Annotated in this window: 2 protein-coding genes (1 of these 2 cut by a window edge); both read left to right on the forward strand. The window is 75.1% G+C overall.

Annotated features, from left to right (window positions below; translation table 11 throughout):
• On the forward strand, positions 1-7675 hold the final stretch of the coding sequence (locus tag ABZW17_RS39955) for a type I polyketide synthase (RefSeq protein ID WP_354826099.1). The gene continues 7697 nt to the left of window position 1, outside the view; only the last 7675 of its 15372 coding nucleotides appear in the window; the start codon falls outside the window, past its left edge; the stop codon is at positions 7673-7675.
• Between the two features lie 29 nt (positions 7676-7704).
• Positions 7705-13363, forward strand: a 5659-nt coding sequence (locus ABZW17_RS39960) for a type I polyketide synthase (RefSeq protein ID WP_354826102.1), incomplete at its 3' end; no start/stop codon positions are given.

Here is a 13363-nt window from a genome sequence, read left to right on the forward strand (position 1 = left end):
CACCGGCCGCTCCGACACCGCCCCCGACCCGGCGAAAGCGCAGGTCTGGGGCCTCGGCCGGGTCGCCGCGCTCGAACTCACCGGCCGCGGGATCGGCCTGCTCGACCTCGCGGCGACCCTCGACGACCGCGGCCACGACCGGCTCGCCGCGCTCCTGGCCGCGGGGACCGGCGAAGACCAGGTGGCCCTGCGGGCGTCCGGCGCGTTCGTGCCCCGGCTCGTCCGCGCCCCGGCGGGTGCCGAACCCGGCACCTGGCGCCCCGAAGGGCCCGTCCTCATCACCGGTGGCACCGGGGCACTGGGCAGCACGCTCGCCCGGACCCTGGCCGCCCGCGGCGTCCGGGACCTGCTGCTGATCAGCCGCCGCGGCCCGGACACCCCGGGCGCGGCCGACCTCGCGGCGCAGCTGCGTGCCCTCGGCGCCGAGCCCGAGATCGTGGCCTGCGACGTCGCCGACCGCACAGCGCTGGCCGAAGTCCTCAAGGGACGTTCCACCAGAGCCGTCTTCCACGCCGCCGGCTTCGGCCGGTTCACCCCGATCCTCGAATCGTCCACAGCGGACTTCGAAGAGGTGGCCGGCGCCAAAGTGGACGGTGCCACCCACCTCGACGAACTGCTCGGCGACGACCTCGAAGCGTTCGTGCTCTTCTCGTCGATCGCCGGGGTCTGGGGCAGCGGGCACCAGGGCGCCTACGCGGCGGCCAACGCCCACCTGGACGCCCTCGCCGAGCGCCGCCGGGCCCGCGGCGAGACGGCCACCTCGATCGCCTGGGGCCCCTGGGCGGGCGCTGGGATGGGCGCGTCCGAAGAGGGCGAAGACCTGCTCCGCCGCCGCGGGCTCCTCCCGCTCGACCCCGGTCTCGGCGTGCGCGCGCTGCTGCAGGCCGTCGAACTGGGGGAGACCACGGTCGTCGTCGCCGACGTCGACTGGGCCCGGTTCGCGCCGTCCTACGCGGCCGCCCGGTCCCGGCCGCTCATGGCCGAACTGCCCGAGTTCGACGCCGGCGAGCGCCCCGGCGAGCGCGGAACGGCCGAGCTGACCGACCGCCTCGCCGCGCTGCCCGCGCCCGAACGCCGTCGCGTGCTCCTGGACGTCGTGCGCGCCCGCGCCGCGGCGGTCCTCGGACACGCCGGTGCCGAAGCGATCGACCCGGCCCGGCCCTTCAAAGACCTGGGTTTCGACTCGCTCACCGCGGTCGAGCTGCGCAACGCCCTGGCCGCCGAAACCGGCCTCGGCCTGCCCTCGACGCTGGTGTTCGACCACCCGACCCCGGCGGACCTGACCGACCGCCTGCTCGGCGACGCCTTCGGCGCGGACACTGCGGACACCGCGGACACTGCGGACACCGCGGACACCGCGGACCCGGACCGGCCCACCGTGGCCGTCACCGGCGACGACCCGATCGCCATCGTCGCGATGAGCTGCCGCTACCCGGGCGGGGTCCGGTCCCCGGAGGACCTCTGGCGCCTGGTCGGCGCGGGCGGCGACGGCATCTCGGCGTTCCCCGGCGACCGCGGCTGGGACGTCGGCGCGCTCTACGACCCGGACCCCGGCAAGAGCGGCCGCAGCTACACCCGCGAGGGCGGATTTCTCGACGGCGTGGGCGAGTTCGACGCCGCGTTCTTCGGCATCTCGCCGCGTGAGGCGCTCGCCATGGATCCGCAGCAGCGGCTGCTGCTGGAGACGTCGTGGGAACTGTTCGAGCGGGCCGGGATCGACCCGCACTCGCTGCGCGGCACGAAAACGGGCGTGTTCGCCGGGACCAACGGCCAGGACTACGTCACCATGCTCGGCGCGTCCTCCGGCGTCGAAGGTCACCTGCTGACCGGTAACACCACCAGCGTCATCGCCGGGCGCGTCTCCTACACCTTCGGCCTCGAAGGGCCGTCGGTCGCGGTCGACACCGCCTGCTCGTCGTCGCTGGTCGCGCTGCACCTGGCCTGCCAGTCGCTGCGGCAGGGCGAGTCCGCGATGGCCGTCGCGGGCGGGGTCACCGTGATGTCGACGCCGGGTGCGTTCGTCGAGTTCAGCCGGCAGCGCGGGCTCGCCCCCGACGGCCGCTGCAAGCCGTTCGCCGAGGCCGCCGACGGCACCGGCTGGGCCGAAGGCGCCGGGTTGCTCCTGCTGGAACGGCTTTCCGACGCCCGGCGCCACGGCCACGAAGTCCTGGCGATCGTCCGCGGGTCCGCGGTCAACTCCGATGGCGCGTCGAACGGCCTGACCGCGCCGAACGGCCCCTCGCAGCAGCGGGTGATCCGGGCGGCCCTGGCGAACGCGGGTCTGGAACCGTCCGATGTGGACGTCGTCGAGGCGCACGGGACCGGGACCACCCTGGGCGATCCGATCGAGGCCCAGGCCGTGCTGGCCACCTACGGCCAGGACCGCGAGACGCCGTTGTGGCTGGGGTCGGTGAAGTCGAACATCGGCCACACACAGGCCGCCGCCGGGGTCGCCGGGATCATCAAGATGGTCATGGCCATGCGGCACGAGCTTTTACCGCAGTCTCTGCACGTCGACGCGCCGACGTCCCATGTGGACTGGTCCGCGGGTGCGGTCCGGCTGCTGACCGAGGCTCGCGAATGGCCGGCCGACCGGCCGCGCCGGGCCGGCATCTCCTCCTTCGGCATCTCCGGCACCAACGCCCACACCATCATCGAGCAGGCCGGACCCACGCCGGTCGTGCTCTCTGCCGAGAGCCGTGGCCCGGTGCCGTGGCCGGTGTCCGGCCGGTCGGTGGCCGCGTTGCGCGCCCAGGCCGCCCGGCTGTCCGAAGTGGACGAAAACCCGGCCGACGTCGGGTTCTCGCTGGCCACCGGCCGGGCCGCGCTGGACCACCGCGCGGTCGTGCTCGGGACCACCGCCGAAGACTTCCGGGCCGGCCTGACCGCCCTCGCCGACGGCACGCCCGCCCCCGACGTGATCTCGGGCGAGGCGGAGAGCGGCCCGCTGGCCGTGCTGTTCACCGGGCAGGGCGCCCAGCGCGCCGGGATGGGCCGCGAGCTCTACGCGCGGTTCCCGGTGTACGCCGACGCCTTCGACGAGGCGTGCGCGCACCTCGACCCGCACCTGGAGCACGCCCTGCGCGACCTGGTGTTCGCCGAGGCGGGCACGCCCGAAGCCGCGCTGCTGGACCGGACCGCCTACACCCAGACGGCGCTGTTCGCCGTGGAGCTGGCCCTGTTCCGGCTGGCCGAGAGCTGGGGCGTGCGGCCGGACCACCTGGCCGGCCACTCGATCGGCGAGCTGGTCGCCGCGCACGTCGCCGGCGTGCTGTCCCTGGCCGACGCGGCCGAACTGGTCGCCGCCCGCGGCCGCCTGATGGATGCGCTGCCCGACGGCGGGGCGATGGTTTCGCTGCGGGCCGGCGAAGAAGCCGTGGCCGCCGAGGTGGCCAAGACCGGCGGCCGGGTGGGCATCGCGGCCGTCAACGGGCCCGGTTCGGTCGTCGTCTCCGGCGACGAGGACGCCGTGCTGGAGCTGGCCGCCGGGTTCGCCGCGGCGGGCGTGCGGACCAAGCGGCTCACGGTGAGCCACGCGTTCCACTCGCCGCGGATGGACGCGATGCTCGACGACTTCGCCGCGGTCGCCCGGCGGCTCACCTACCGCCCGGCCGAGCGGGCCGTGGTGTCCACGGTGACCGGGCGGCTCGCCGGTCCCGAACTGTCCACACCGGACTACTGGGTGGGTCAGGTGCGGGCGTCGGTGCGGTTCGCCGACGCGGTCGCCACGCTGGCCGGGCTGGGCGTGCGGACGTTCCTCGAAGCCGGGCCGGACGCGGTGCTCAGCGCGATGGCCGCCGACTGCCTCGGCGAGGACGTGGTGGCCGTGGCGCTGCTGCGCCGCGACCGGCCGGAGGAACGCACGTTCGCCGCCGCGGTCGCCGGGCTGTGGGTCCGCGGTGTCCCGGTCGACCTCGCGGCCGCGTTCACCGGCGCCCGCCGGGTGCCGCTGCCGACGTACGCCTTCCAGCACCGGCGTTACTGGCCCGAGGTTTCGGCGCCCGCCGGGGACGTCGGCGCGGCCGGGCTCACCGCCGCGGCCCACCCGCTGCTGGCCGCGGCCCTGCCGCTCGCCGGCGGGGACGGCATCGTCCTCACCGGACGGTTGTCGCTGTCCGCGCAGCCGTGGCTGGCCGACCACGCGGTCCTCGGCACGGTCGTGCTGCCCGGCACCGCCTTCGTCGAGCTGGCGGTCCGGGCGGGCGACCAGGCCGGCTGCCCGGCGGTCGAGGAACTGACCCTCTCGGCGCCGCTCGTGGTGCGCGAGCAGGACGCCGTCGCGATCCAGGTGTCGGTCGGCGACCCGGACGACGACGGCCGCCGCGAGCTGACCATCCACTCGCGACCGGACGGCCGCGACGAGTGGACAGCGCACGCCGCCGGTGTCCTCGCGCCGGCGTCCACGGCCGAGCCCGCCGGCCTGGCCGAGTGGCCGCCCGCCGGTGCGGAACCCGTGGACATGACGGGGTTCTACGACCAGCTCGCCGCGTCCGGGTTCGGCTACGGCCCGGCTTTCCGCGGCCTGCGCGCGGCCTGGCGCCTCGGCGAGGACGTCTACGCCGAAGTCGCCCTGCCGGACCAGCAGGCGGGCGCGTTCGGCCTGCACCCGGCGTTGCTCGACGCCGCCCTGCACGCCCTCGGCCTCCGCGGCGGCGAGACCGGCCCGCGGCTGCCGTTCGCCTGGACCGGCGTCACCCTGCACGCCACCGGCGCCACCGCGCTGCGGGTCCGGTTGCAGCCGGGCGCCGGGGACGCGGTCGCCGTCGACGTCGCCGACACCACCGGCGCCCCCGTGGCCTCGGTCGCTTCGCTGGTGCTGCGCCCGGTTTCGGCCGATCAGCTGCGCGGCCCGGACGGCGGGGACGCGCTGTTCCAGGTCGAGTGGACGCCGATCCCGGTGCCGGAGACTTCGGGCGGCCGGTATGCGGTCATCGGCCCGGACCCGCTCGGCCTGGTGGCCGGGCTCGGCTCGTCGGGCACCGTCGAGTCCTGTGTGGACCTGGCCGAACTGGGCCGCCGCACCGAAGAGAGCGGCGAGGAACCGCAGTACGTGTTCTCCGCGATCCGGCACTCGGCGCAGCCGCGGGACCGGGCCGCGTTCGCGCTCGAACTCGTCCGGGAGTGGCTGGCCGACGACCGGTTCGCCACCGCCCGGCTGGTGCTGGTGACCCGCGGCGCGGTCGGTGCGGCCGACGGCGACCGCGTCCCCGACCTCACCGCCGCCCCGGTGTGGGGCCTGCTGCGGTCGGCGCAGTTCGAGAACCCCGGCCGGCTCGTCCTGGTCGACCTCGACGACGAAGACCCGCGCTCGGCGGCGTTGCTCGGCGCGGTCGCCTCCGGCGAACCGCAGCTCGCGTTGCGCGACGGCCGCGCGCTGGCCGCCCGGCTCGTGTGCGCCGGGTCCGGCACCCTGCTCCAGCCGCCCGCCGAGGGCGACTGGCGGCTCGACAGCACCGGCCGCGGCACCCTGCAGAACCTCGCGCTCGTCCCGAACCCGCTGCCGGAGACCCTCGAACCGGGCACGGTCCGGGTGGCCATCCGCGCCGCCGGGATGAACTTCCGCGACGTCCTCATCGGACTCGGCATGTACCCGGGCGAGCCGCTGATGGGCATCGAAGGCGCCGGTGTCGTCCTCGAATGCGGCGAAGGCGTCACCGGGCTCGCCCCCGGCGACCAGGTGATGGGCTTCTTCCCCGGCGCCTTCGGCCCGCGCTCGGTCGCCGACCAGCGGATGCTGGCGAAGATCCCGGACGGCTGGTCGTTCAGCGAAGCCGCGTCGGTCCCCATCGTGTTCCTCACCGCCTACTACGGCCTCGTCGATCTGGCCGGACTGCGGGCCGGGGAGTCGGTGCTGGTGCACGCGGGCGCCGGCGGCGTCGGGATGGCCGCGATCCAGCTGGCCCGCCACCTCGGCGCCGAGGTCTACGCCACCGCCAGCCCCGGCAAGTGGGACGTCCTGCGCGCCTCCGGCCTCGACGACGCGCACCTGGCTTCGTCGCGCACGACCGGGTTCGCGGAGCTGTTCCGCGAAGCCAGTGGCGGCCGGGGGGTCGACGTCGTGCTCAACGCGCTGACCAACGAATTCGTCGACGCCTCCTTCGCGCTGATGCCGCGCGGCGGGCGGTTCCTCGAGATGGGCAAGGCCGACGTGCGGGACGCGGATGCCGTCGCCGCCGCCCACCCGGGTGTCCGGTACCAGGCGTTCGACCTCGTCGAAGCCGGCCCGGACCGCATCCGGGAGCTGTTCGGCGAGGTCCTCGCGCTGTTCGAAGCGGGCGCGCTGACGCCGCTGCCGGTGCGGACCTGGGACGTCCGGCGCGCGCCCGAGGCGTTCCGGTTCGTCAGCCAGGCCAAGCACGTCGGCAAGGTCGTGCTCACCATGCCGCCGTCGTTCGGCGACGGCACGGTGCTCGTCACCGGCGGCACCGGTGCGCTGGGCGGTCTGGTCGCCCGGCGGCTGGTCACCGGGCACGGCGTCCGCGACCTGGTGCTGCTGAGCCGCCGCGGGCCGGCCGCCCCCGGCGCGGCCGAGCTGACCGAGAGCCTGCGGGAGCTGGGGGCGAACGTACGGATCGTGGCCGCCGACGCCGCCGACCGCCGCGAGCTCGCGGCGGTGCTCGCCGCGATCCCGGCGCTCACCGGCGTGGTGCACGCGGCGGGCGTCCTCGACGACGGCGTCGTCGCGTCGCTGACGCCCGAACGGCTGAACGCGGTGCTGCGGCCGAAGGTCGACGCGGCCCTCAACCTGCACGAACTCACCCGCGACCGGGGCCTGTCGGCGTTCGTCCTGTTCTCCTCGGCGGCGGCCACCCTCGGCAGCCCCGGCCAGGGCAACTACGCCGCGGCCAACGCGTTCCTCGACGCCCTCGCACAGTACCGCGCGGCCCGGGGGCTGCCGGCCGGGTCGCTGGGCTGGGGCCCCTGGGCCACCGAAGGGATGCTCCGCGAGGCCGATCTCGCGAAGCTGACGAAGTCGGCGTTCGTCCCGTTCACCGCCGAGCGCGGGCTCGACCTGTTCGACGTCGCGGCGGCCCGGCCGGAACCGGCGCTGCTGCCGCTGCAGCTCGACGCGGCCGCGCTCGGCGCGCAGGCCGGGCTGCCGCCACTGTTCGCGTCGCTGGTCCGGGCGCCGGCCCGGCGGACCGCTTCGGTTGCATCGGGTGATCCGTCGGGTCCGCCGCTGGCCGAGCGGCTCGCGGCCGTGCCCGAGACCGAGCGCGGCGAGTTCCTCCTCGACGTCGTGCGCGGGCACGTCGCCACCGTGCTGGGCCACGGTTCGGCGGCCGACGTCGACGGCGGCCGCGGGTTCCTCGACCTGGGCTTCGACTCGCTCACCGCGGTCGAGCTGCGCAACCGGCTCACCGCCGAGAGCGGCCTGCGGCTGCCGGCCACGCTGATCTTCGACCACCCGTCGCCCGCCGACCTGGCCGCGCACCTGCTGGCCGGGCTCGCACCCGCCGCCGTCGACGCGGACGCGGCGGTGCTGGCGGAACTGGACCGGCTGGAACGGCTGCTCGAAGCCGCCGGGGACAGCGTTTCCAGAAACGTGACCGCGCGGCTGGAAACCCTGCTCGCGCGCCGCCGGAGCGGGGCCGAGGACGCGGACGCCGAACTCGACGCCGCCACCGACGACGAAATCTTCGACCTGATCGACAACGAACTCGGACTGTCCTGAATGGACGGCACGCGACGGGATGGGGCCTGATGGACAACGACGCGAAGCTCCGGGAGTACCTGAAGAAGGTGACCGCGGACCTCCGGCGCGCCCGCAAACGCGTCCAGGAGGTCGAGGACGCCGCGTCCGCCCCGGTGGCGATCGTCGGGATGGCCTGCCGGTTCCCCGGCGGCGTCCGCTCGCCCGAAGACCTCTGGCGGCTCGTCGATTCCGGCGGCGACGGGATGTCCGGGTTTCCCGCCGACCGCGGCTGGCCCGACGCCCACGACGCCGGCTTCGTCGCCGAAGGCGGCTTCGTCCACGACGCGGGCCGGTTCGACGCGGCCTTCTTCGGCATCTCCCCGCGCGAAGCACTGGCGATGGACCCGCAGCAGCGGCTGCTGCTCGAGACGTCGTGGGAGGCGCTCGAACGCGGCGGGATCGTGCCGGAGACCCTGCGCGGCAGCCGCACGGCGGTGTTCGTCGGCGCGGCCTCCCAGGGCTACGGCACCGGCGCGGGGGAGGAGGCCGAGGCGGTCGCCGGGCACCTGATGACCGGCACCGCCACCAGCGTCCTGTCCGGCCGGATCTCCTACACCCTCGGCCTGGAAGGCCCTTCGGTCACCGTCGACACGGCGTGTTCGTCGTCGCTGGTGGCGCTTCACCTGGCGGTCCACTCGCTGCGGCGCGGGGAGTCCGATCTCGCGCTGGCCGGCGGCGCGGCGGTGATGGTCAACCCGGACATGTTCACCGAGATGAGCCGCCAGGGCGGGCTGTCCGGCAACGGCCGGTGCAAGGCGTTCGCCGACGGCGCCGACGGCACGGGCTGGGGCGAGGGCGCCGGGATGCTGCTGGTCGAGCGGCTGGCCGACGCGCAGCGCCTCGGCCACCCGGTCCTGGCGGTGGTCCGTGGTTCGGCGGTCAACCAGGACGGCGCCAGCAGCGGCCTCTCGGCGCCGAACGGCCCGTCCCAGCAGCGGGTCATCCGGGACGCACTCGCCGACGCCCGCTTGTCCACTGTGGACGTCGACCTGGTCGAGGCGCACGGCACCGGCACGGCCCTGGGTGACCCGATCGAGGCGCAGGCGCTGCTGGCGACTTACGGCCAGGCGCGGGAAACGCCGCTGTGGCTGGGTTCGGTGAAGTCGAACATCGGGCACACGCAGGCCGCGGCGGGGGTCAGCGGCGTCATCAAGCTCGTGCAGGCGCTGCGGCACCGCCGGATGCCGCCGACCCTGCACGCGGACACGCCGTCGGCGAAGATCGACTGGACCGCCGGTGCGGTGGAACTGCTCCGGGAAGGACGGGACTGGACGGCCGACCGTCCGCGGCGGGGTGCGGTGTCGTCCTTCGGCATCTCGGGCACCAACGCGCACATCATCCTCGAAGAGGCTGCGGAACCGCCTGCTTCCTCGGAGGGTCCCGGCGGGGTGGTGCCGTGGGTGCTGTCGGCCAAAACGCCCGAGGCGCTTCGCGAGCAGGCTGCCCGGCTGTCTCTTGTGGACGGCGACCCGGTGGACATCGCCTTCTCGCTGGCGACGTCCCGGTCGACGTTCGCGCACCGGGCCGTCGTGGTCGGCGCGGACCGGGAGCGGCTGCTGGCCGGGGTTCGCGCGATCGCCGACGGCACACCCGCGCCGCACGTCGTCTCGGGGGTCGCCCGCGGCGGCAAGGTCGCCATGGTCTTCCCCGGCCAGGGGGCCCAGTGGACCGGGATGGCGACCGGACTCCTGGCCACCTCGGAAGTGTTCGCGGCCCGGTTCACCGAATGCGCGCGGGCGCTCGAGCCGTACACCGGCTTCTCGCTGCTCGACGAACCCGAACTGGACCGCGTCGACGTCGTGCAGCCCGCGCTGTTCGCGATGATGGTGTCCCTGGCCGAGCTGTGGGCCGCCCACGGCGTGCGTCCGGACGCCGTGATCGGCCACTCCCAAGGCGAGATCGCGGCCGCGGTGGTGTCGGGTGCACTGTCGCTCGAGGACGGTGCCCGGGTCGTTGCGCTGCGCAGCAAGGCCATCCTCGCGTTGGCGGGTGCTGGCGGCATGGTCTCCGTCGCGGCGTCCCGGAGCCGGACCGAAGAGCTCACCGCACCCTGGGGCGACCGGATCGGCATCGCCGCGGTGAACGGGCCCGGGGCGACCGTCGTCTCCGGCGAGCCCGGCGCGCTCGACGAATTCACGGCCGCCTGCGCCGAGGTGCGCACCCGGCGGATCCCGGTGGACTACGCGTCCCACTCGGTGCAGGTCGAGCAGTTGCGCGACGAACTCCTCGACGTCCTGGCCCCGATCACCCCGCGGACGGCCGGGACCGGGTTCTTCTCGACCGTCACCGGCGAGTGGATCGACGGTACGGAGCTGGACGCGGAGTACTGGTACACGAACCTGCGCAGCACAGTCCGCCTGGACCTCGCGGTCGAGCGGCTGAAGGGCGAGGGGTTCGGGACGTTCGTGGAGGCGTCCCCGCACCCGGTGCTGACCATGGCGATCGGCGAGGACGTCGTCGCGCTCGGCTCGTTGCGCCGCGACGAAGGCGGCTTGGATCGCTTCGCGCTGTCGGTGGCCGAAGCGCACGTACACGGCGTGAAGGTCGACTGGACGCCGTACATCGCCGGGGCCACGCGGGTCGATCTGCCCACGTATGCGTTCCAGCAGCGGCACTACTGGCTCAAATCCGGCCGCTCCCCGGTCGGCGATCCGGCGGGCTCCTGGCGGTACGACATCCGCTGGCGGCCGGCACCGGAACCGGTGGGCACGCGGTCCGGACGCTGGCTCGCCGTGGTCGCCCCCGGCCCGGAACCGTCTCTTGTGGACGTTCTCGGCGCCGAAGTCCTGACGGTGACCGGAGACCGCGAAAGCCTGGCCGCACGGCTGCGCGAAGCGGGGCCGGGCATCGCGGGCGTGGTGTCGCTGCTGGCCTTCGACGAACGGCCGCACCCGGAGTTCCCCGAGCTGCCGTCGGGGGTCGCCGGAACGCTCCTGCTCGCCCAGGCCCTCGGCGACGCGGGGATCGACGCGCCGCTGTGGCTGCTGACGTCCGGCGCCGTCCACACGGACTCGCCGTCGCCCGCGCAAGCCCAGGTCTGGGGGCTCGGCCGCGTGATCGGCCTGGAACACCCGGACCGCTGGGGTGGCCTGATCGACCTGCCCGCCGAGCCCGACGCCCGGGCCCTGGAGCGGCTCACCGCCATCCTGGCCACCCCCGGCGACGAGGACCAGCTGGCCATCCGCGCCTCCGGCGTCCTCGTCCGCCGTCTCGTCCACGCCCAGCCGCCGCGGACCGCGCCCGGCTCGTGGTCGGTCCGCGGTACCGTCCTGGTCACCGGCGGCACCGGCGCCCTCGGCCCGCGGATCGCCCGCTGGCTGCGCAACGCCGGTGCCGAGCACGTCGTCCTGGCCAGCCGTCGCGGCGGCCACGCCTCCGACGACCCGGGTGTCACCTTCGCCACCTGCGACGTCGCCGACCGGGCCGAGGTCGAAGCGCTCGCGCAGGCGCACGACTTCAACGCCGTCATCCACGCCGCCGCGCTCATCGAACTGGCCTCCATCGACACCACCGACGTCGCCGAGTTCGCCACCGTCGCGCGCGCCAAGGTGCTCGGCGCCGAAAACCTCGACGCCGTCTTCGACCACGACCTCGACGCGTTCGTCCTGTTCTCCTCCATCGCCGGGGTCTGGGGCAGCGGCGACCACGCCGCCTACGCCGCGGCCAACGCCCACCTCGACGCCCTCGCCCAGCGTCGGCGCGCCCGCGGCCTGCGGGCCACCTCGCTCGCCTGGGGCGTCTGGAACGCCGCCAACCCGGAAAAGGCGAACCAGGACTTCGACGCGAGCCGCCTGCTGCGCCAGGGCCTGCCGTTCCTCGACCCCGACCTCGCCTTCGCGGGCCTCCGCCAGGTGCTCGCCGACGACGAGACGTTCCTCGCCGTCGCCGACGTCGACTGGGCCCGGTTCGCGCCGGTGTTCACCGCCCTGCGGCCGCGCCCGCTGCTCGACGAGCTGCCCGAGGTCCGCCGCGCGCTGACGGTGGAAAAGCCGCAGGTCAAGCCGGGGTGGCTGGCCGACGTCGCCCCCGCCGACCGCCCGCGGGCCGTGCTCGGGCTGGTCCGCGCGACCGCGGCGGCGGTGCTCGGCCACGACGGCCCGGACGCCGTCGCCCCGGACGTCGCCCTGCGCGAACTCGGCTTCGACTCGCTCACCGCCGTCGAGCTGCGCAACCGCCTCGCCGCGGAAACCGGCCGCAGCCTCCCCGCGACCCTCGCCTTCGACCACCCGACGGCCGAGCGCATCACCGGGTTCCTGCTCGACGCGACGGCGAAGGTGACCGAGACCGTCGTCGCGGTCGCCGACGACGAGCCGATCGCCATCGTCGCGATGAGCTGCCGCTACCCCGGCGGCATCCGGAGCCCCGAGGACCTCTGGGACCTGATCACCGCCGGCGGCGACGCGATCACCGGGTTCCCGGCCGACCGCGGCTGGGACGTCGAGGCGCTGTTCGACCCCGACCCGGACCACGACGGCACCAGCTACACCCGCCACGGCGGCTTCCTGCACGACGCGGGCGACTTCGACCCGGGCTTCTTCGGCATCTCGCCGCGCGAAGCGCTGACCATGGACCCGCAGCAGCGGCTGCTGCTGGAGACGTCGTGGGAGGCGATGGAACGCGCCGGCGTCGACCCGGAAAGCCTGCGGGGCAGCGCCACCGGCGTGTTCGTCGGCACCAACTACGCCGACTACGGCATCGGGCTCGCCGCGCCGGACAGCTCGGCCGGGCACCTGCTCACGGGCGGCGCGGCCAGCGTCGTCTCCGGCCGGATCTCCTACACCTTCGGGCTCACCGGCCCGGCCGTCACGGTCGACACCGCGTGCTCGTCGTCCCTGGTCGCGCTGCACCTGGCCTGCCAGTCGCTGCGCACCGGCGAGTGCACGATGGCGCTGGCCGGCGGGGTGGCGCTGATGTCGACCCCGGCGTCGTTCGTCGCCTTCAGCCGCCAGCGCGCGCTCGCCGCCGACGGCCGCTGCAAGGCGTTCTCCGACGGCGCCGACGGCATGGGCATGGCCGAAGGCGCCGGCGTCCTGCTGGTCGAACGGCTCGCCGACGCCCGGCGGAACGGCCACGAGGTGCTCGCCGTGATCCGCGGCTCGGCGGTCAACCAGGACGGCGCCTCCAACGGCCTCACCGCGCCCAACGGTCCCGCGCAGCAGCAGGTCATCCGCCAGGCCGTGGCCAACGCCCGGCTGACCTTCGACGACGTCGACGCCGTGGAGGCCCACGGCACCGGCACCACCCTCGGCGACCCGATCGAGGCCCAGGCCCTGCTGGCCACCTACGGCCGGGACCGGGAGAACCCCCTGTGGCTCGGCTCGGTGAAGTCCAACATCGGGCACAGCCAGGCCGCCTCCGGCGTCGCCGGGGTGATCAAGATGGTGCTGTCCCTGCGCCACGGCGTCCTCCCGGCCACGCTGCACGCGGGCACGCCGTCGTCCCATGTGGACTGGTCGGCCGGGAACGTCTCGCTGCTGACCGAAAACCGGCCCTGGCCCGAAACCGGCCGCCCGCGCCGGGCCGCCGTGTCGTCGTTCGGCATGAGCGGCACCAACGCGCACGCGGTCCTCGAAGCCGCACCGGAGCCGGTCGCGACGGAGCCCGGCGCGGCCCGCGCCCCCCCCCCGCGGGCGGGGGGGGGGTGGGGCGGAAAACCCCGCCACAGCC

It is taken from the genome of Amycolatopsis sp. NPDC004625, from assembly GCF_040609695.1.
Classification (GTDB): Bacteria; Actinomycetota; Actinomycetes; order Mycobacteriales; family Pseudonocardiaceae; genus Amycolatopsis.